Origin of the sequence: Candidatus Erwinia haradaeae (assembly GCF_900698955.1) — a bacterium.
Classification (GTDB): Bacteria; Pseudomonadota; Gammaproteobacteria; order Enterobacterales; family Enterobacteriaceae; genus Erwinia_E; species Erwinia_E haradaeae_G.
Window position 1 is genome coordinate 947186 of record NZ_LR217720.1, and the last position, 23031, is coordinate 970216.

Consider the following 23031-nt stretch of genomic DNA (forward strand, 5'->3'; position numbering starts at 1 on the left):
GATCTGATCACTGCTTTTACTCATACGTAAAACACATATTTAATGATACTACATGTCTTTAGATCTCTAATGGTTAATTAAATTATTACCTTTCTTTAATACTCTCAGAAAAGATTATTCATATCTCTGAACACTTATACTATGTCTAATAAAATAGAACAATGGAATAATCATCTTGTTGCTCATATACTGAATGGTATAAAATATAAGAAAACTTTGTTCTATCTTTCTGCATATGATGGAAACTTTAGTTAATATATGTCATTATAAATTCAGACTACTATTTCTAATAATTTGTGATAAATATTCTCATTACTTAAGCACATCTGATAATCGTAACGGAAGATAATAAACATTATACTCATAACTATAGAGTTATGATTGATCACGGTCATTCTACAAATAATCATAACATTAATTCTAAAATACCATAAAACATGTACTATGCATTAATGCATATCACTATATATACAATTACATTGATATCTATGTCTCTATGGAGAGAGTATCAAAGATAGGCATCACAATAACTATACACTTCGGACCTTAATATTTCATAAATCTTATCCAAATGGACACAGACATGTGAAATCATGACGCTATTTTTTAAAAGAAAACAATAAGATTTAAAACACATCTCACAACTTGTATGAAAGATACCATCCTATCAACTTCTTTATACCTTGATACACATCATACGATAATAGTAATACTGATGTAGACGCAGCATTATAATCACTGTAAAAATATTGTATGTACATAATGCGCTATTATAGAAAGACATTATTTTTTATTGAAATTATAATTCATGGTCTATATATGTTTAAGACAGTTATTTCAGTCAAACCTCATTGTATAAAGTACTTTTCCACTATTCTCTTCTCATCAACCTCTATCTTTATATGCTCTTGCAGCCCCTCTATCTAGCACCGATTACAGATGATAAATAGACTAACTACTATATATAATTTAACCTTAATGAAAGAAAGAGGCAGGGTATAATACAAATCTGGTGGAGAGAAAAAGCTGGTATCGTCAATGACTATCAAGTATAAAAATTTCCTTTCTAGCATATCGCGACTTCAAGGGAATACATAACATATGACTATTTTACATCATGAATCATCATACGCACACCAAAATTGATCCATGCACACAAGAATTCAGTTCTAAATATAGCCTACAGAATCACAAACCAAAAATAAACAACCTAACCTGGAGCAACGCAGAACGATTGACTCGCGATATCTTAATATCTTAACTCATATAACATATCAAAAGATAACCGCGCTCGTTGTTATCCACTATAATTAAGAAATGTACTGTGAAAGATAGTCACACGATACTAGCTACAGCGTGTATCATCATAAAACACTGATAAAACAAAACGGTAATATAATCTCATTACATTCAGCAAAATGGTAGTAAAAGCCTGATCATCTGATGCTGTATCACATGAGGATATGCGACAGAAGTCAAGATCAATTACACACCAGTATCATATGTACATCATTCAGTATCATGCACGATAGAGATATTCTGCATGATATCATCATATATTATTTCGACGATGTTAAATATTTAAAAGTCGCAGAATATTAAAAATATGCAATATTTATCCTGATACATACATCATGATATACATATCCACTACTGTGATAGATTTGTGGCAGTCCTTTTTATATATCATATCTCTTAATACTGACAATGAGCTTTATTGTGAAAGCACATAATAATCAATAACATAAATCCAGGTACCTTTTCTTACACTCCTACATTCGTTGCCATAAAATAAATAACACTGATAAAGCACACTTAGAGCTAATAAGATAATTACTTATAAGTAACTTAATTTATTAGTAATCACAGTGTTCTAGATATAGAAATAGGCTCCTGTTCTCTTTTCATCGCCCCACGTTAAATTTTAAATAATGCATTCCATTAACTATAAGTATATTTTCCAGATTTTATTAAAAATAAAAGATATTTTTATACCATATCGTGTGAAAAGACTAATATATATTCATATATAATTATAATCAATTGCCCTTTGGTGCACATTTTTGCATGGTATTTGTAATATATAATCTGAAATTTTTATTGCGCAACCAATCACATCATACCTTATAATTCATTATCATCTGATCCAAAAATCATTACTTAGTAATAAACAGATCCATTACACGCATACAAAACAGAGATAAGTTAAGTAGTCATTTGACTATATATGACTTTACAATACCCATCTTGCGCCACTTTTCCATTGAGGCCCTGCTCTATAAAAAGTGATTAAAATGTTCCTGCTAATCTTAATGCCAACCTCCAAGTTTGATGACCAGCATTAGTTTTAGTGAGCGACTCCAAGACAGACAATGAAAGATTTTGATTAAAGACATATATAATACCACTCTTTAGTGTGCGACCAATTTGTGGTGCGTGGCTAGAGCTTCTATTGATAGATAGACCGCTTATATCTGCATCAGAAATCAATGAATTCTCCTTTAAAATATGCTCTACCTTAATACCAGATACCAATATAATTGGCTTTAATATCGAAACTCGTATATCAGCTCCTATATCACCTATAATAGTGCTATAATTAATCTTACTGTACGATATCGGAAGGTTCATAGTGCGCGCCTCCCTGTAGGACCCACGAGATAATTTATTATAACGCAAACCTGTGTGCCAAAAACATCCAAGATCTTTGTTAAAAATAGGATGACCACCCCCCCATTCTAGCGAAGAGCTGACTCCGTTAAATGTACTATTACCTTCTCCGTATTCAGTGTTGAAAGACATAGAACGTTGAATGTCTAGTTTATACTGACTAAATGCAAGCGCTGGGCGAAAATAGAACTCCCCAAATCTCCGCAAAGCATGCCAATCAGCATACAACCCAATACCAACGTTATTACCATTAATTTTATGACTTTTGGGTAGAGAGCTAGATAACGGTCGTGTGATAACGCCACCAACAGAAAATACCTCTGTAAGCCCGTATCCTACATTTACTATAGGTAGCACATCCTTTGAAATGACGGTCGTAGGATTCGCGTGTATTAACCAACACAAATTATTACCGTTCGCAACACATCCTTGTTGTAAGTGAGTCAGCGTACTTTGCTGTGCCTTCATTAATGAAAAAGAATCGCTTGCCGTAGCATTAAGAGTAGAGCGAGTATTGGTTACATCGATCATGAATGGTGGGATCACAGCAGGATCCTTTACAATCGATGTAGTCTTTTCAGGCGTTATTGATTCTGTGATCATAGTAGGCTTATCAGTAGTTGGATGAGTTACATACCTTGGTAGTCTCACAATAAATGGGTGTTCGTGTATGGAATCTGACGAAGATGTACCTATAGCCAGTGTACCATCACGCGAGAACCCAAGAATTTCAGAACTCCCAGAAACATCACTGTTTAATGTTCCTACATCTATCTTCTGAGCCCATTTCTCACCATACCAAATTATTGCACGACGCATGTAATCATTGTCAATAATATCTGAACCGCCACCTGCTAATTTACCATCACTAGACACAGCATAGACCTTAGAAGATCCAGACTTGCTACTATTGGCAGCTTCTAGATCAACTTTATTTTCCCATTTCGCACCATACCAAATTGTTGCATGAGGATTCTTATCTTCTCCAGCGTAATATCCACCCGCTACCTTTCCATCCTCAGACAGACTAAGCACCTCAGATGACTCAGATGGCATAACACCATTGCCAGATGCGTTATCTAAATGAGTCTGCGTCGCCCAGTTTTCACCAGACCAAATAATGCCGTGCACCTCCTCGCCAGAGGCGGCACTAAAATAACCACCTGCCACTTTCCCATCAGCAGATAATACACTTACTACAGAATGTACAGGGACAGTAGTATGTAAAAGGCCTACGTCAGTTTTAGTCCCCCAGTTTTCACCAGACCATATCATACCATGAACCTTATGGTATATATTTTCAGTAGAAGAGCCTCCTGCTATTCGCCCATCCGCCGACAGACTATTTACTTTCGAAACGATTACATCATCCGGCTTCCATTCATCTAAATTTGTGATCGTTTGCCAATTTTCACCAGACCAAATCACTGCATGCTGTGTATCTGTCTCAACAGGAGCATTACCGCCTGCTATCTTCCCATCTGCAGAAAAACTGCGCACAGTAGAAAAATACCAGGGACCCACATGACCACCTTTTTTTACAGGTAAGAATATTTTAGTATCCCAAGCTGGTCCAAACCATATTGTTGCCTGCGTCCACTCACCATCCGTATATATATTCCCTCCAGCTACCTTTCCATCAGAGGACATATTAAATATACTAGCTTTTATTGGACCACTATTTAGTGGACTAGTAATAGGGGTTTCTGTTGAACTGCCAATCGGTGTGGTTATATGTGTTTTATTATCTGCTTTATTATCAGTATAATGGTCGAAATCTAAAACAGATGACGCTGTAACAACGGCATCTACTGTCTTAGTAGAACTGATCAAAAGAAATAAAATCCAACATACAGACTGTATGTTTTTGTTATATATGCATATACATATAATGCTGTTAAAAAATTTCATACTAAGTGACCCCCTTGTGGGGATTATTTTTGCACACATAGATAAATTTACTGCATGGATGAATTTATGATTAAAATATCTCTCTCGATAGCTATTTTTTAATAGCCATCACCATATCGATGACTCACAACATTTTTCACCAACCTCAATTACCAAAATACTCAAAATGATATTATAATATAATCCACTAAATCATAAAATATATTGATGCTGCTGTGAATAAATATATCTTAAGATAAACACATTACAATATATTTCTACCAATGTATACTTTAGCGTAAATTAAGGCAAAAAAAAGAGATATGGCTAAACATTTTTTTACATCTGAGTCTGTGTCGGAAGGGCATCCTGATAAAATTGCCGATCAAATTTCTGATGCAATATTAGATGCAATTCTCATGCAGGATCCCGAAGCCCACGTAGCCTGCGAAACATATGTGAAAACAGGTATGGTGATGGTTGGAGGTGAAATTTCTACTAGCGCCTGGGTAGACATCGAAGAAATCACTCGTCAAAGTGTACGCGATATTGGTTATATCCATTCTGATATGGGTTTTGATGCAAACTCCTGCGCTGTACTTAATGCTATTGGTAAGCAATCACCAGATATTAATCAGGGTATAAATCGCCTAAACCCATTAGAACAAGGAGCTGGCGATCAAGGTCTAATGTTTGGATACGCAACAAATGAAACTGATGTTTTGATGCCAGCTCCCATAACCTATGCACACCGGTTAGTCCAGCGACAATCTGAAGTCAGAAAAAATGGTTTATTACCATGGTTACGCCCCGATGCAAAAAGTCAAATTACTTTTCAGTACGAAAACAACACGATTATCGGTATTGATACCGTCGTACTATCTACCCAACATTCAGAGAATATATCACAAAAAGAACTAAAAGAAGCGGTACTCGAAGAAATTATTAAACCAGTTCTACCCACTGAATGGATACATACCGGCATTACATACCACATTAACCCAACTGGTCGTTTTGTTATTGGTGGCCCCATGGGCGACTGTGGCCTTACGGGTCGTAAAATTATAGTTGATACCTATGGAGGTATGGCGCGCCATGGTGGTGGGGCGTTTTCAGGCAAAGACCCCTCAAAAGTTGATCGATCTGCTGCTTATGCCGCACGATATGTTGCCAAAAACATTATTGCTGCTGGACTAGCTGAAAGATGTGAAATACAAATTTCATATGCAATCGGTGTAGCAGAGCCTACCTCCATAATGATAGAAACATTTGGAACAGAAGCGATAGATATTACAAGGTTACACCAGCTTGTACGCGAGTATTTCGACCTCAGGCCCTATGGTATAATCCAAATGCTAGATCTTCTTCGCCCTATTTATCGTGAAACAGCTACTTATGGCCACTTTGGCCGTGAAAATTTTCCGTGGGAAAAAACAGATAAAGCACTCCAGCTACGTGAAGCGGCGGGCTTAAAATCACATGATCAATGTAATTAATGTATCAAGAAAGATTACAGCATAATATCCTGCTCTATTTTTATATGCACGCATCTCTGTGCTCTACTAATACCACCGGATCTTTAAATTAACTTCCACAGAACGCTGTTATCTTCTATCACGATGACAAAAAATAGAGTGAATATTTTTATAAGACACCGCTGATTGTAATAAATTATTCTATATAGGGACACGCTATTATTTACATGGCTACAATTATTTATACAAAATAAACCCCTTCACTCAGATTCTTAAAAAGATTATTCTAATATTTATTTTGTTTTAGTTTTTAATATTTAGGAGAGTACATGAAGTTTAGTGTAAAATTTCACAATAACCTAGAAAAACAAAACACCACTTGCATTGTCGTAGGCATATTTGAATCTCGACGGCTTTCTCTTGCTGCTGAACAATTGGATACAATCAGTAATGGATATATTCGTTCTATACTCCATCGTGGCGCCGTGCAAGGAAAAATTTGTCAAACCTTGCTATTACATGATGTACCAAATATTCGTTCTAAATGCATTTTGATCATTGGCTGTGGTAAAACCAGTGACATGAACATCAAACAATATAAAACAGTTATTGATAAGACTATAAGTACATTAAATGATACAGGCATAGCAGAAGCTATATGTTTTTTAACCGATCTTAACGTTCATATTAAAGGATACAGCACCTACTGGAAGGTACGCCACACCGTCGAGGTTTCTCACGAGGCACTTTACAGATTTCATTACCTCAAAAGTAAGAAAGTTGCACCCCTGCTCTCTTTGCGTAAACTAACACTCAACATCCCTACGCGCCGTGAAATAATAATTGGCGCTAATGCTATGCATCATAGCTTAGCTGTAGTGGCCGGTATAAAAATAGCAAAAGATCTAAGTAACATGCCGCCAAATATTTGTAATGCCACTTATCTTTCTTTACAAGCTCAACAACTTTCTGAGTTATATAGTAATACTATGACTACTTATTCGGTTGGAGAAAAAAAAATGACAGAGTTAGGGATGCATGCCTATCTTGCCGTAGGTCGTTCTTCGCACAATGAATCCCTAATGTCAGTCATTGAATACCGCGGGCATAAAGATAAAAATGCACGCCCTATTGTTTTTATTGGTAAAGGCGTTACCTTTGACTCTGGTGGAATCTCACTCAAACCAGCTGAAGGGATGGGTGAAATGAAATATGATATGTGTGGTGCAGCATCTGTATGTGGTATCATGAAAGTGGTTGCTGAACTGCGCTTGCCGCTCAATATCATTGGTGTTATGGCTGGATGTGAAAATATGCCAGGAGGGTATGCTTATCGCCCAGGGGATGTCATTACTACTATGTCCGGTCAAACAGTAGAAATTTTAAATACTGACGCAGAGGGCCGATTGATACTTTGCGATACCTTAACTTATGTTGAACGTTTTAAACCAGAAATAGTGATTGATATAGCAACCTTAACCGGTGCTTGTGTTGTTGCACTTGGACATCATCATAGCGGTTTGCTATCGAACTACAATCCACTAGCAAAAGAGTTAATGGTAGCTGCCGAGCAGTCTGGGGATTACGTCTGGCGCCTTCCAATAACAGAGGACTATCAAAAACAGTTAGAGTCAAATATTGCTGACATGAAAAATATTGGCGGAAAGTATGCTGGAGCTATTACTGCCGCCTGCTTCCTTGAGCGCTTCACTCGAAGATATCACTGGGCGCATCTAGACATAGCTGGGACAGCATGGAGATCCACTACAAATAAAGGCGCTACCGGCCGTCCAGTATCTCTGCTATCTCAGTTTTTAATAAATAGATCTAATTTAAATGAACAGATAGAATCCACTCAATGATCCACATTGCTGCATTAGATACAAAAACAGAAGGTTAGTATATGATCAATCGCCACTAGATACAGGATATGCTTTCTAGCATATCCCCGTCAATTTGCATAATGTTCATGACACACGTATCAAAAAACGCTCTATATAATATTACACTAAATATAATGTGATCTAAAATATCTATGAAACGAGCTACTTTTTATCTGTTATGGTCTAGTACAGCATCTTACTTGATAGATAACCAAACACAATGGATCTGTAATTTAGTACATGCACAATGGCGTGAGAAAAGAAAAGGCATTCTTGTGGCGTGTCTGGATCAACAACAAGCCATCCAATTGGATCAAGCGCTATGGACATGGGCACCTCATACCTTCTTACCACACAACCTTGTAGGACAAGGGCCCACACATGGTGCACCAGTGGAACTCATATGGCCCCCACAATGTCCTGATACCTCATATGATTTATTGATTACTCTCTTGCCGCAATGTATAAATTATGCTAGCTCTTTTTCTGAAGTAATAGACTTCGTACCATTAGCAGAATCATGTAAAGCATTAGCACGCGCGCGATATAAAACATACCGCAACCTCGGTTTTACATTACATACAAAACAGTTACCAAAGACATGTTTCGATTCAGTAAAAAATACCACTAGAGATCGCTCTTACAACTCACTGTTATAAACTCTGAGAAACATATAATGAACGACAAAGAATCACTACATATCTGGTGTTCAATTTCAGTTTATGCATACACTCTACCTCCTACTTACGTCAAAGAAACATAATGTCTATCTAAAAATCATCTTTATTTATAATATATGATATAAACATATCGTATGCCTACATACTATAATAGTACCACCCTTGTCTGTACTATACACAAGGATTAATATAAACATTCTATGCGTAACAGTATTAGGGAAAATCATACCCCTGTAAAAATTACTAATCGAGATATCCATATGCAATATCCTATTAATTCCATCTTTCAAACCCTACAGGGAGAGGGTTTTTATACTGGCGTTCCAGCAATATTTATTCGATTGCAAGGATGCCCAATAGGTTGCGCTTGGTGTGATACCCAATACACTTGGAAGAAGATAGCCAATCTAGAGATACCATGGAGAGAAGTGCTATTAAAAACAGAAGAAAACGAGCATTGGGGAATGACCGATGACACTGCAGTACTTAACGCCATAGCTAGCCTAGGCTGGACAGCTAAACATATCGTGATCACTGGGGGTGAACCATGTTTATACGACCTAAGACCACTAACAATAGCACTGCAATCCGCTGGATTTATATGTCAGATTGAAACTAGTGGTACGTACACTGTACTCTGTACTGTAGACACATGGGTGACAGTATCCCCCAAGATCAATATGCGCAGTAAATCTAGTATTTTACAACAGGCATTAGTAAGAGCAGATGAAATTAAACATCCGGTCGCACGTCAACGAGACATAGATGCATTAATTGCTTGTCTGAACATACTTAAGGATCAAAAAAAACGCGTGATTTCACTCCAACCTATTAACAATATAGATTCCGCGATACAACTCTGTCTCAAAACCTGTCTGTCTCGAAACTGGCGTCTATCCATTCAGACGCATAAATATTTAAATATTTCTTAAAAATATCAAGTAACCACAAAAACTATGAAAATGCAATACATGCGTTCTTTTGTCCTGGGAATGAATAGTCTCTAGAATAATCTTCTTAAGATTACTACAATATACAACTATACTATTTATAATAGATGAAAGTATAAATGTATTTAATATTTATACACACTTACCATTCTTATACTTATAGCTATAACTTATATCTATAGCAGTATATAAACTAATACCATTCATACACTTTCAAAAAGCTTTTAACAAAAAAATACACCCTCTTTCATCTTCGTAGTCAATTAGAATGCACGCCCTCCTTCTGGTGGAAATGAATAAGAAAAAGGGCATGCTCATAACCATACATTTTCTACGTAAAAAATACACATACCATTCAAAGAATCGAAGAGCATGTGTACTATACGATCATACTTCGTTTGAACCTACGCACTCACTGCAAGTAATTATAGAACAAAACACCCCGTGTACCAAAATATGCTTTTAAGCTCGATATATACACCCAGAACTGCAAGTTTCTTGTACGATTACAGTACTGAGTGTCGAAAGTGCTGGCTTCACTTTCTGCCAAATCCACGCCGCTAATACTTCGCTAGTAGGATTTTCCAGTCCTGCGATTTTATTTAAACAAGAATGGTCTATCTGATCATGTATTGGTTGAAATACCCGCTTGATATCAGCAAAATCTACAACCCATCCCGTATAAGGATTTACAACACCAGTCACCTCTAAGCGCACCTTAAAAGAATGCCCATGAAGGTTAGCGCATTGATGGCCCTCAGGTGCGTTTGGTAAATAATGTGCAGCTTCAAATGTAAAATCTTTAAATAAAGTAATCGCCATAAACCTAGTCTTATGTGATATTGAAATCGTACTAAAATAGTGTAAACCTTCACAAGAACTACTGATATATTTTTATCGGCTCACTCCTACCTCAAGTTGATTGGATATAATTCGCTATTTAAATACTACTACGAGTACTTGTATGCTCAAAGGAGGTTGTATGTATACAATATTATATATTATAGCGATAAAATTTTTCTATTAGTATGTATACCATGCAATACAAACTTATACATTGACTACATTGACACTTCTATATAAATAAAAACTCTTATTACATACTACACAATATATGCTGCCTATTATGTTATGCAACAGTAATCTATACACTATTATTTGTACTCATTCGGCACCATTCTAGATCGAAAATATAAAAACATTCTAAAAGATAACTGTTTGATATCTTTCGGAAATTATATGATTGGGTATAGAAAAATTTCGAAACATACTGCTGCCTATGATGTAATATATAGATAGCAATCATAATTACACAATAAGAATCTTCATGGCATCTAGTATATCGGTATTGCATTTGGACCCTATTATAGATTAACCATTATCGCTACCCATAGTCATATGACACTTATCGAATACAGGTCACATCATGAATCTCTTGAGAAGCAGCGTATATAGTAATATTAATTGAAAGACACAAAAATCATGATGCATGATGTATTCATCGTATGTTTACTGAAAACTGTTTAGTTATTTTTGTTATGAATTAGCACCAACCCGTCTTTCACGGTTGGCGTACTTACCTTACCCTATTCATATTAATTTCTAACTCGGGAACTGTTGATGTAATGACTATTCAAGTACCTATGCAGAATATATCGCCACTTACTCCACAACAGATGGCTCATATTCAAACAGTGATAGATGAGTGCTCTGCCTTCCAGCTAGTCTGGCTTTCTGGTTATCTCTGGGGGCTCAGCAATCAAGCAAACAATCTAAATCGTAATACCTCTCACTCAGAAGAAACAGACACCCCCACTATTACTATAGTGTCCGCTTCCCAGACTGGGAATGCTCGTGGTCTTGCCGAGCAACTTTACACTGCTTTATTAGAGGCTAAATTCAAAGCTAATCTCGTAAACGCTCGTGATTATAAATTTAAAAATATTAATCAAGAAAAGATATTTATTTTAATTACCTGTACTCAGGGTAACGGTGAACCACCAGAAGAAGCAATAGCATTGCATCGATTCTTGATGTCCAAAAAAGCACCTGATATGAAATCAAGTGCATATGCAGTATTTGGACTAGGCGATATTTCCTACGAACACTTTAATCAAGCTGGTAAAGTATTTGATAACAGACTTTCTGAACTAGGTGCTGAACGTCTTCTAGAGAGAGTAGATGCTGATGTAGAATATTCTGAAACAGCTCATGTGTGGCGCATAAAGCTTATTGAAGTCTTAACAAAACGCGTTCTCATACCTCTGGTTTACCCACTATCTCATTCTCATTCAAAAGATAATATTCATAATAGTAACAATATCTCTTATGATAAAGACCATCCACTACATGCACGATTGTTAATAAATCAAAAAATCACTGGCCGAGGATCGGATAAAGATGTTAGACACCTTGAAATTGACCTCATGCAGTCTAATCTACAATACCAGCCAGGTGATGCTCTGGGAGTATGGTTTGAAAATGATCCAGATTTAGTGAAAGAATTACTAGAACTACTCTCACTCACAGGAGAGGAAAGTGTTACAATAAAGGGATGTTCTACCCCTCTAGAAAAAGCGCTACGCCAGTATTATGAAATAACTGTAAATACCACTCGTATAGTTGAAAACTATGCAAAGATTTCCAAGCATCCATACTTAATTGAACAGATCAATAATAATAGATGCACACTACAAAAATATGCACAAAATACACCAATTGTTGATATGATTCGACATGCTCCCAGTACAATAGATGCGGAAACACTTATCGGTATCTTACGTCCATGCACACCACGATTATATTCTATTTCTTCCTCACAAGCTGAGAATAAAAATGAAGTTCATATTACAGTCAACATTGTGCGTTTTTCTATAGATGGACGTGCTAGAACTGGTGGGGCTTCGGGGTATTTAGCAGACCGACTTCAGGTAGATGATGAAATACGTATTTTTGTTGAACCAAATAACAATTTTCGCTTACCAAATAATCCATGTACGCCAATAATTATGATTGGCCCTGGCACTGGTATTGCACCTTTTCGAGCTTTTATGCAGCAACGTGAACATGACAGAGCGAGCGGAAAAAATTGGTTATTCTTTGGTAACCCACACTTTACAGAAGATTTTTTGTATCAAGTTGAATGGCAAAAATATGTAAAAAATGGCCTGCTAACTCGTATTAATTTAGCTTGGTCACGTGATCAAAAAAATAAAGTTTACGTCCAAGATGCGATTCATGACAATAGCAAAGAAATATGGCGCTGGATTCAGGAAGGCTCACACATCTACGTCTGTGGTAATGCAAACTATATGGCTAAAGATGTCGAAAAAGCATTGTTAGAAGTGATTTTAAAATTTGGTGCCATGGATATTGCAGAGGCAGAGGAATTTTTAAACGATCTACGCACTCAAGGTCGCTATCAGAGAGACGTCTACTAATGAATAATAAACAATATCTGGGTCCCTTGGTTGTAGAAGGTAAACTAGTCGATGCGGAACGCATAAAGGAAAGAAGCAATTATCTTCGTGGAAGTATTATTGCAGATCTAGATGATCATGTAACCGGTGGCTTTAACGGAGATAACTTTTCTCTTATTCGCTTTCACGGTATGTATCAACAGGATGACCGTGATCTCCGCGCTGAACGCGCAGAACAAAAACTAGACGCACGACATGCGATGATGTTGCGTTGTAGATTACCAGGTGGTGTTATAACATCGAAACAATGGCTAGCTATAGATAAATTTTCTAAAGAAAAAACTCTATATGGAAGTATTCGTTTAACAAATCGTCAAACTTTTCAATTTCATGGTATTTTAAAACAACACCTCCAATCTGTGCATCAAATGCTACATAATATTGATTTAGATTCATTAGGTACTGCAAATGATGTCAATCGCAATGTATTATGTAGTTCTAATCCTATGGAATCTACACTTCATCAAGAAGTATATGAATGGGCTAAAAAAATATCTGAACATCTATTGCCGCATACCAGAGCTTACGCTGAAATATGGCTTAATAAGGAAAAGATCAAGACTACCGATGTTGAACCAATTCTTGGTTCAACTTATTTACCTCGTAAATTTAAAACTACTATCGTCGTTCCACCACACAACGAGGTTGATCTGCACGCTAACGATATGAACTTTATTGCAATCACTGAGCAGGGGGCTTTAACCGGTTTTAACTTGCTCATTGGTGGCGGTCTCTCTATCGAGCACAGCAATAAGGCTACGTATCCTCGCACAGCCAGTGAATTTGGTTATTTTCCAGTAAACAAAGTTCTTGATATCGCAGAAGCAGTGGTGTCTATACAGCGCGATTGGGGAAATCGTACTAATCGTAAAAATGCTAAAACTAAATACACCCTGGATCGTGTCGGCCTCAATATCTTTAAGGCTGAAGTAGAACGCCGTGCTGGTGTGAATTTTGAGCCAACACGCCCTTATCAATTCACGACTCGTGGGGATAGGTTTGGCTGGATAAAAGGAATTGACAATACATGGAACCTCACTCTATTTATTGAAAATGGTCGTCTACTAGACTACCATAATCGCCCGTTAAAAACAGGCATGGCAGAAATAGCCCGAGCTCATCAAGGAAACTTTCGCTTAACCGCCAATCAAAACTTAATTATTTCGGGGGTTAAGGAATTCGAAAAAAACAACATTGAACATATAGCACGCTTATATGGCCTAATGAGAAATGTTAGTCATCAACGTCAAAACTCTATGGCTTGTGTTTCTTTTCCAACCTGCCCTCTAGCAATGGCGGAAGCAGAACGCATTCTTCCAAAATTTATAACATGTATAGAGGAAATCATGGCAAAATACGGAATAGAAGACGATTACATTGTTCTGCGTATTAGCGGCTGTCCCAACGGATGTGCTCGTGCACTGCTAGCTGAAATTGGCTTAATAGGTAAGGCCCCTGGGCGATATAATTTATACCTAGGGGGAAATCGTATTGGTACGAGAATTCCTCGCATATACCGCGAAAACGTTAGTTTACAGGATAGCCTTGTCATCCTAGATGGCTTAATTAAAGAATGGGTACAAGAGCGTGCTCAAGAAGAAGGTTTTGGTGATTTTGCAATACGCAGTGGTATCGTTCAACCAATACTGAACCCAGCTCATGACTTCTGGAATTAATGGAGGGATAGATGGCCACAGTGACGTTAATAGAACTAAATAGCATGTCAAAAATAGAACGTGAAGTCACACTGGATAGTATGAATAAAAAACTCTCTCAGCTACCCGCCGAAGATCGCGTGAGCTGGGGGTTAGAAAACCTACCAGAACAGGTGATCTTAACCTCTAGTTTTGGTATACAAGCAGCAGTTAGTTTACATCTTGTGACACAACAAAAACAAGACATACCAGTGATCCTCACTGATACCGGTTATCTCTTTTCAGAAACATACCGATTTATTGATCAGTTAACTCAAGAGATGCACCTTAACTTACAGGTTTTTCGTCACACATATAGCCCTGCGTGGCAAGAAGCACGATACGGTAAATTATGGGAACAAGGGATACAGGGGATTGAAAAATATAACCAGCTGAATAAAGTAGAACCCCTACAGCAAGCGATTAAAACACTCAAAGCACAGACTTGGTTTGCCGGTTTACGCCGCGATCAATCTCGTAGTCGCTCACACCTCCCCTTTCTTACTATTCAGAGAGGTATTTTTAAACTTCTTCCTATCGTTGACTGGAATAACCAGAAAGTATTTCAATATCTAAAAAAACACAATCTGAAGTATCATCCTTTATGGGAACAAGGTTATGTATCAGTTGGAGATACGCACACTACTCAAAAATGGAAACCAGGAATGACAGACGAAGAAACACGTTTTTTTAGCCTAAAACGTGAATGTGGTATCCACGAAGACCCATAATAAAAGAGGAAAAAATGTAGTTTTCAACTACAGAAGCGATTAATTCATCCTAATCTAACAGTCACATATATCATTGGCTTTAATGGAAATAAACATCCCGAAAGAGACGCTATTTGTCACTATAAAACCATGTAAATATATGAAATGTTGAGTGGTTACTCAAGCATATAACGTACGATTAAAAATAATCATACCAGAAAAACAATCTATTGCACTGACTGATGGGAGAACTTTACCAAGATGAAAAAGGCAATGACAAGTTACCTACGTAACTAGAAAACTAGTAAAAGCATATTTATCATATTCATATCATGGACAGTCTCATATCCTCAAGAAATTTTGTAATGACATTGATGGCTGCATGACATTATTTAGTAATGACTTATTCTCAGTAGTACTATTACTATGCTGTAATCTAGCGTATATAGTACTATATACCAGCTTATGTTACCGTGAAGGTTCATGTGGATTATCTTCCTCTTTTTGTTGATCTAAGAAAAAAACCAGTACTAGTAGTTGGTGGTGGCCATATAGCTGCACGTAAAATTGAACTACTAACACAAGCTGGAGCATGCGTACAAATAGTTGCTTGTAAATTATGTAAACCATTAATAACCATGACAGAACAAAAAAATGTTGAATGGTTAGCGAAGTATTATCATATTCAGCAATTAGAAAGGGTATTTCTAGTTATCGCTGCTACAAATAATTCTCAACTTAATGGTCAAATTTACCAAGATGCTACTAATCGGTATCTTCTTGTAAATGTGATTGACGATAAACCACTCTGTTCATTTATCTTTCCTTCTATTATTAATAGAACCCCAATAATCATAGCTATTTCATCTAGCGGAACCGCCCCTACTTTAGCACGACTTTTACGTGAAAAAATGGAAGCACTACTGCCATCGCACCTAGGTAAGATGGCAGAAATAGCTGATCAATGGCGCGACAAAGTTAAAGAACGTTTTGCTATCCCATCAGATCGTCGTCATTTCTGGGATAAAGCCTTTACTGGTATTTTTTCGAGTCAAATGGCCGTGGGTAAGCTAGAGGAAGCTAAACGCACGCTCAACCATCAGTTATCTAATATAAATATTTCAAGAGGTGAAATCATACTGGTAGGAGTCGGTCCAGGCAACAGCGGTCTTCTGACGTTAAGAGGATTACAGGTTATGCAATTAGCTGATGTATTATTGTATGACTATCTAGTGAGTGATGAAATACTTAATTTAGGTCGACGTGATGCTGACCGTATCTGTGTGGGAAAACGTGCTCATGATCATAGTATCACCCAAGAAGAGATTAATAACATGCTTGTCACGCTAGCTCGGGAAGGCAAACGTGTAGTGCGCTTAAAGGGCGGCGACCCTTTTATATTTGGCCGAGGGGGCGAAGAGATACAAGCCGCAGCAGAGGCTGGTATTCCATTCCAAGTAGTACCTGGTGTTACTGCTTCCCTTGGTGCCACTGCTTATGCAGGTATTCCATTAACACATCGAGACTATGCTCAAAGCGTATTGTTTATGACTGGACATTGTCACTCTAATGGTATAGTCCCAGATTGGGAAACACTAGTGCATCCATACCAAACGTTAGTAATTTATATGGGTTCTATAGCAGTAACTGATATTTCTCGTCAATTAATTAAGCATGGTCGCGATCCCATTACACCGGTAGCTGTTATTAGTCGCGGTACACGTAAAGATCAGAATGTGCTCATAGGAACACTGCGTAATCTACCAGAACTAGCACTTTATGCCGCTGCACCAACATTATTTATCATAGGTGCAGTTGTTAACTTGCATCGCCACCTAGCCTGGTATCAGGCTACAGAATAATGATATGAACCATGACCACTCTATGATAAATTTTTCTGTATATTTTTTAAGGATATATTATGGATTCTAACAAACTGACTCATTTACGTCAATTAGAGGCAGAAAGCATTTATATTATCCGCGAAGTTGCGGCAGAGTTCACTAATCCGGTGATGATGTATTCTATCGGCAAGGACTCCTCAGTCATGTTGCACTTAGCGCGAAAAGCCTTCTATCCAGGCACTATAGTATTTCCCCTTCTACATATAGATACTGGCTGGAAATTTCATGCAATGTATGAATTTCGTGATCGTGTTATTAAAAAAATTAACGCGGAGCTATTAGTTCACTGCAATCCTGTAGGAAAAGAAATGGGTATAAACCCATTTATACATAACAGCGCTAGATATACAGATATTATGAAAACAGATGGGCTTAAACAAGCACTCGATAAATATGGCTTTGATGCAGCGTTTGGCGGTGCCAGGCGCGATGAAGAAAAATCGCGTGCTAAAGAAAGAATATATTCTTTCCGTGATAAGTTTCATCGCTGGGACCCTAAAAATCAACGTCCAGAATTATGGAGTAATTATAATGGAAAAATTAATAAAGGTGAAAGTATCCGTGTCTTTCCTCTTTCTAACTGGACGGAGATAGATATTTGGGAATATATTTTCCTAGAAAAAATTGAGATTGTGCCTCTCTATCTAGCAGCTATGCGTCCTATTGTAAAACGTAATGGAATGCTAATTATGATTGACGATCATCGTATTAATCTTCAGCCTGGTGAACAGATTGAACAACGCATGATAAGATTTCGTACCCTCGGATGCTGGCCATTAACCGGAGCAGTGGAGTCAACAGCATATACAGTACCTTCTATTATCGCAGAGATGTTGCTTTTTACGACAAGTGAACGCACAGGTCGCATGATTGATCACGATCAAACTAGCTCTATGGAACTTAAAAAACGTCAAGGTTATTTCTAAGGAGCAAGCATGAGCACTAGAATTCAACAAGATATTATCGATCCAATAGCCGCAGAAGAATGGATTAAAAAACAAAAAAATAAACACTTATTACGTTTTCTTACTTGCGGTAGTGTTGATGATGGTAAAAGTACGCTTATTGGTCGATTATTACACGATACACGGCAAGTATACGAAGACCAACTAGCCTTATTACAGAGTGATAGCAAACGTCATGGATCACAAGGAGACAAACTAGATCTAGCGTTTCTAGTAGATGGATTGCAAGCTGAACGTGAGCAAGGCATTACTATTGATGTTGCATATCGCTATTTCGCTACTAATCGCCGTAAATTTATTATTGCTGATACACCAGGACACGAGCAGTATACACGCAACATGGCTACTGGTGCATCCACTTGTGATCTCGCAATCCTATTAATTGACGCACGCAAAGGGGTGCTTAGTCAAACTCGTCGTCATAGCTTAATCTCTACTCTGTTGGGGATTAAATATTTAATTGTAGCCATTAATAAAATGGATCTAGTGGATTATAGTTCGGAGAAATTTTACGAAATACAACAGGATTATCTTCATTTTTCTACACAGCTGCCCAATGATATTAACATATATTGTGTGCCTGTATCAGCCCTAGAAGGTACTAATGTTACTGAACCTGGCGGACAAATACCTTGGTATACAGGCCCCACTCTTCTGGATATGTTAGAAAATATTGACATATATCGCAAGACAGACACACAATCCATGCGATTTCCGGTACAATATATAAATCGTCCAAATTTCGATTTTCGCGGTTATTCTGGTACGTTATCTTCTGGTAGACTACACATAGGACAGCCTATTAAAGTTTTACCTAGTGGAATACAATCTACTGTTATGCGTATTGCTACGTTTGATGGAGACCTGCATCATGCGGTCGCAGGAGAAGCTATTACAGTAGTCTTGAAGGACGAAATTGATATTAGCCGCGGGGATCTCGTGGTGGATGCACAGGAAACACTAATACCAGTTAGAACAGTAAGCATAGATGTAGTCTGGATGTCCGAACAACCACTTGTTCCCGGTAATACTTATGATGTGAAACTCGCTAACAAAACTACCTCGATACATGTAAAAAATATTGAGTATCAGTTTGATATTAATAACTTAACTAAACATCCTACTAAAAATCTTTCACTTAATGCCATTGGCCGCATAGATGTCATCTTTGATGAGCTGCTTCCCGTAGATCCTTATGAAGAAAACAAAGTTACTGGTGCAATGATTATCATTGATCGTCTAAATAATGCTACCGTTGGTGCTGGAATGATTCATAAAATATTGCCTAATCCACTGACAGACAACAGTACCAATCCACTCTCTTTTGAGGTGGAATTAAAAGCTTTAATATGTCGCTATTTTCCACACTGGGGCGTATGTGATCTAAAATAATAGGTAAATAATATGATCCAAGATAATCAGAATGTGGTATGGCATTCTCATTTAATCACTCGGGCATTGCGTGAAAAGCTACACGGGCATAAAGGTATGGCATTGTGGTTTACTGGCTTATCTGGTTCTGGTAAATCTACTATTGCAGGTGAAGTAGAAAAAGAGCTGTATCAAATGGGTGTGAGCAGTTATTTATTGGATGGTGATAATCTTAGGCATGGTTTATGTCAAGATCTTAGCTTTACTAATCATGATCGTAAGGAAAACATTCGTCGAGTTAGCGAAGTTGTAAGACTGATGGTAGATGCTGGATTGGTAGTATTAACTGCGCTCATTTCGCCTTATCGTGCTGAACGTCAACTAGTACGCAAAGTATTACCAATAGAATGCTTTTTAGAGGTTTTTGTTGACACACCACTTTCAATCTGCGAATTACGTGATCCTAAAGGTCTATATAAAAAAGCTCGAAGGGGAGATTTGCAGAATTTTACTGGTATTCATACAGAATACCAAGCTCCATTGCAACCTGATATTCGATTAGATGGAACCCATAAGTTATCATCTTTAACGCATCAGGTATTAGATCTATTACGTGTGTGCAAAATCATCACATACTAAAAAACATCATGCCAGATAAATGGCAACTTGTATTAAGACAATCTAGATTGATACCATGGATTTTTATATTCTTTATATAAAGTGATCATCATATGGTGATAAACACCAAACCAGTGTAGGGAAGTTTTTTCACCATGTTATGTCCGGATCATCCAATAAATAGCCATACTACGCTATACTATATAGCACAATGTTCTTCAAAGAGGCCATGTGAAAAAATTAACAGTGTTATTACTAGTGACTTTAAGCTGGCTTCAATATTCGCTCTGGTTAGGAAAAAATGGGCTAAATGATTTTATTTATATCAAGAAAAATCTTATGTGTCAGCAACAACGTAATGCTGTGCTTAAAATACGCAATGAACAACTCTGTGCAAAAATTAATAACTTATACCATAGTGTTAAAAATCCTGAAGAAAGACAATTATCTCCAACGGAGATTACCCCAGTCCAGAAGACTGATAATAGTATAACAGTAAAAAAATCTATTGATGCATAGTTGTGTAATATACTAACTATGTTATATAAACTACAACAGTATATTTTATCATCATGATATAACACTCTTATGAAAGCATTGTATAACCAATTAAAATTATATAAATAGAAATATCGACGATTATGAATAATAATACGACATTAATCGACTTAGTGGCTATAGTACCGGCTGCAGGTAACGGTCGTCGCATGAAATCGCAATTTCCTAAACAGTATCTTACTATTTGCGGCAAAACGATTCTAGAACACAGTCTAGATGTATTATTACAGCACCCAAAGATTCAAAGAATAGTGGTCGCTTTACACCCCTCCGATATACACTTTCAGCACCTTTCATTAGCACGTGATTTACGTATTACCACTGTACAAGGTGGCCCACAACGCACAGATTCAGTATTAGCAGCTCTGCAAGCATCACCTCCTGCGGAATGGGTTTTAATTCATGATGCAGCTCGCCCTTGTTTACGCCATGAAGACCTACATCGCCTTCTGACTCTTACCATAAGTAGTCAGATCGGTGGCATTTTAGCAGTGCCAGTACGTGATACAATAAAACGTGCTATAGAAGGGTGTAATCATATTCACTATACCGTTAAACGAGAATTTCTATGGCATGCATTAACACCGCAATTATTTCCACGCAAATTACTAAGAAAATGCTTAGAAAAAGTATTAAGTGATGGTAAAGATGTCACTGATGAAGCGTCAGCTTTAGAATACTGTGGATATTATCCTGAATTAATTAGCGGACGTAGCGATAATTTAAAAATTACCCATCCAGAAGATTTAGCCTTAGCACATTTTTATATTACAACACGAGAACATTCATAGGGATACGATATGCGCATTGGTCATGGTTTTGATGTACATGCTTTTGGAGGCACGAAGAAGACATTAATTTTGTGTGGCGTTACTATTCCATATACAAAAGGTCTGGTGGCCCATTCTGATGGGGATGTATGTTTGCATGCATTAACTGATGCGCTACTTGGCGCAGCTGCACTAGGAGATATGGGCCAACTCTTTCCAGATACCGATCCTACTTATAAAGATGTAAGTAGTCGCGTGCTTCTTCGTAAAGTCATACACACTATTTCAGAAAAAAAATATTCTGTGAATAATATTGATATGACTATTATTGCTCAAAAACCAAGAATTTTACCATATACTATGCAAATGCGTATAAATGTTTCCAAGGATTTAGGTATAAATATAGATAATGTGAATGTTAAGGCGACCACTACAGATCATCTAGGATTTATTGGACATAATGAAGGCATTGCCTGTGAAGCTGTCGTATTATTAACTAGAGTTTAGCAGAGAAAAAGAATGTAGCATCTCTATCGTATATAGATGCCCTTATGCTATGATGATAGTTGTTCTCTTGAATGGCTTGTAGCATATATCATACATCATAACAATATAAAAACATGCATTGTTTGCAATATTTAAGCCCTCTTGTTTTTTTATTTATTATGCGCATAAAATAACTGTAACAAAAACAAGGCACCTGACATTACAGTGTACTCACAAACTACTCTTATTAATAAAAAATCACTCTACAATCTCGCATGATCAACGATCTATATCACCTCAAAGATGATGACTCTATCATTAGCAATGGCATGGCTGAAATTTTATTTTACTTTATGTATAACTGCTATCGTTTTGCAATCACACAGATCTATTTGTATTCGTAAGCTCACTATATATGTTAAATTTTTTCATAACATGCTAAATCATGCAATTATTGATGGTATATGATCCATCAAAAGAAATCACTATCATTGATGATATATTCTACTTACGTATCTATCGCGCAATATATCTGTAAGTATGTGTCCTTTTTGATTATAATAAATAATCAATATTATACTACTGATTTCTGAAAAAAATTAACAAATCTACTTGATATTTGCCATGACAATCGCAGATTTTTATAAATCAATGATGAAAATATCTATTAAATTACATAATGTATAAGATAGCAGTCTCAATAATCTGCTTTTGCTCTAGCATTCAAGAACTCCACAATACAGATACTACCATCGAGTTTACATATTCACTAATTTTCCAATAGATTGGGAGATGAGAAAACTGAACTCATATCTCCCGCTCTTATGTGGATAAAAATAAGATAAATATGAGTATTATGTGCATAGAGCCTAATATAGCTTCCCTCTGCAGAATAATTCAAAACAAATACTACTGCTAATTTCCACTC

Annotated in this window: 17 protein-coding genes; 15 read left to right on the plus strand and 2 right to left on the minus strand. The window is 36.9% G+C overall.

What is annotated here, in order from left to right; genetic code table 11:
* Nucleotides 1–1117: 1117 nt before the first annotated feature.
* Nucleotides 1118–1261, plus strand: coding sequence for a hypothetical protein (locus ERCILAFE3058_RS03080; RefSeq protein WP_157989970.1), 144 nt, complete (start codon nt 1118–1120; stop codon nt 1259–1261).
* 1028 nt (nt 1262–2289) lie between these two features.
* Here ERCILAFE3058_RS03080 and ERCILAFE3058_RS03085 read toward each other — a convergent pair.
* Nucleotides 2290–4503 carry a hypothetical protein gene (locus ERCILAFE3058_RS03085; RefSeq protein WP_157989971.1) on the minus strand — a complete coding sequence of 738 codons (2214 nt, stop codon included), beginning with the start codon at nt 4501–4503 and terminating at the stop codon, nt 2290–2292.
* Nucleotides 4504–4883: 380 nt separating this feature from the next.
* On the opposite strand from ERCILAFE3058_RS03085, the gene metK reads away from it, so the two are divergent.
* The 4 genes from metK (at nt 4884) to queE (ending at nt 9530) form a co-directional block, all read left to right on the plus strand.
* Entirely contained in the window at nt 4884–6056 is a 1173-nt protein-coding gene (metK, locus tag ERCILAFE3058_RS03090; RefSeq protein ID WP_157989972.1) for a methionine adenosyltransferase, read from the plus strand.
* 308 nt (nt 6057–6364) lie between these two features.
* On the plus strand, nt 6365–7897 hold the full coding sequence (pepA, locus tag ERCILAFE3058_RS03095; protein ID WP_157989973.1) for a leucyl aminopeptidase: 1533 nt from the start codon (nt 6365–6367) through the stop codon (nt 7895–7897).
* Between the two features lie 173 nt (nt 7898–8070).
* The gene (locus ERCILAFE3058_RS03100) at nt 8071–8577 is read left to right on the plus strand and encodes a DNA polymerase III subunit chi (RefSeq protein ID WP_157989974.1); all 507 of its coding nucleotides are present in this window, start codon (nt 8071–8073) and stop codon (nt 8575–8577) included.
* Nucleotides 8578–8858: 281 nt separating this feature from the next.
* Nucleotides 8859–9530 (plus strand): 7-carboxy-7-deazaguanine synthase QueE, encoded by a 672-nt coding sequence (gene queE / locus ERCILAFE3058_RS03105; protein ID WP_157990082.1) that lies wholly within the window; start codon nt 8859–8861, stop codon nt 9528–9530.
* Between the two features lie 480 nt (nt 9531–10010).
* Here the strand turns inward: queE and queD are convergent, their stop codons facing one another.
* A complete protein-coding gene (queD, locus tag ERCILAFE3058_RS03110; RefSeq protein ID WP_157989975.1) occupies nt 10011–10370 on the minus strand; it encodes a 6-carboxytetrahydropterin synthase QueD in 360 nt (119 codons plus the stop codon).
* 803 nt (nt 10371–11173) lie between these two features.
* On the opposite strand from queD, the gene cysJ reads away from it, so the two are divergent.
* The 10 genes from cysJ to ispF all read left to right on the plus strand — a co-directional run bounded on the left by cysJ (nt 11174) and on the right by ispF (nt 22124).
* On the plus strand, nt 11174–12988 hold the full coding sequence (cysJ, locus tag ERCILAFE3058_RS03115) for an NADPH-dependent assimilatory sulfite reductase flavoprotein subunit (RefSeq protein WP_157989976.1): 1815 nt from the start codon (nt 11174–11176) through the stop codon (nt 12986–12988).
* Nucleotides 12988–14703, plus strand: coding sequence for an assimilatory sulfite reductase (NADPH) hemoprotein subunit (gene cysI / locus ERCILAFE3058_RS03120; protein ID WP_157989977.1), 1716 nt, complete (start codon nt 12988–12990; stop codon nt 14701–14703). The genes cysJ and cysI overlap by 1 nt, the downstream gene beginning before the upstream one ends.
* An 11-nt stretch (nt 14704–14714) precedes the next feature.
* Complete coding sequence (locus ERCILAFE3058_RS03125; protein WP_157989978.1) at nt 14715–15452, plus strand: phosphoadenylyl-sulfate reductase; 738 nt, start codon at nt 14715–14717, stop codon at nt 15450–15452.
* A 464-nt stretch (nt 15453–15916) separates the two neighbouring features.
* The gene (cysG, locus tag ERCILAFE3058_RS03130; protein WP_157990083.1) at nt 15917–17293 is read left to right on the plus strand and encodes a siroheme synthase CysG; all 1377 of its coding nucleotides are present in this window, start codon (nt 15917–15919) and stop codon (nt 17291–17293) included.
* A 59-nt stretch (nt 17294–17352) separates the two neighbouring features.
* The gene (cysD, locus tag ERCILAFE3058_RS03135) at nt 17353–18261 is read left to right on the plus strand and encodes a sulfate adenylyltransferase subunit CysD (RefSeq protein WP_157989979.1); all 909 of its coding nucleotides are present in this window, start codon (nt 17353–17355) and stop codon (nt 18259–18261) included.
* 9 nt (nt 18262–18270) lie between these two features.
* Nucleotides 18271–19692: a sulfate adenylyltransferase subunit CysN gene (gene cysN / locus ERCILAFE3058_RS03140; protein ID WP_157989980.1), complete on the plus strand. Its 1422-nt coding sequence runs from the start codon at nt 18271–18273 to the stop codon at nt 19690–19692.
* A gap of 12 nt (nt 19693–19704) precedes the next feature.
* Nucleotides 19705–20310 (plus strand): adenylyl-sulfate kinase, encoded by a 606-nt coding sequence (gene cysC / locus ERCILAFE3058_RS03145; protein ID WP_157989981.1) that lies wholly within the window; start codon nt 19705–19707, stop codon nt 20308–20310.
* A gap of 210 nt (nt 20311–20520) precedes the next feature.
* The gene (locus ERCILAFE3058_RS03150; RefSeq protein ID WP_157989982.1) at nt 20521–20808 is read left to right on the plus strand and encodes a septum formation initiator family protein; all 288 of its coding nucleotides are present in this window, start codon (nt 20521–20523) and stop codon (nt 20806–20808) included.
* A 119-nt stretch (nt 20809–20927) separates the two neighbouring features.
* The gene (ispD, locus tag ERCILAFE3058_RS03155) at nt 20928–21638 is read left to right on the plus strand and encodes a 2-C-methyl-D-erythritol 4-phosphate cytidylyltransferase (protein WP_414973857.1); all 711 of its coding nucleotides are present in this window, start codon (nt 20928–20930) and stop codon (nt 21636–21638) included.
* Nucleotides 21639–21647: 9 nt separating this feature from the next.
* Nucleotides 21648–22124 carry a 2-C-methyl-D-erythritol 2,4-cyclodiphosphate synthase gene (ispF, locus tag ERCILAFE3058_RS03160; RefSeq protein WP_157989984.1) on the plus strand — a complete coding sequence of 159 codons (477 nt, stop codon included), beginning with the start codon at nt 21648–21650 and terminating at the stop codon, nt 22122–22124.
* The last annotated feature ends 907 nt before the right edge of the window (nt 22125–23031 follow it).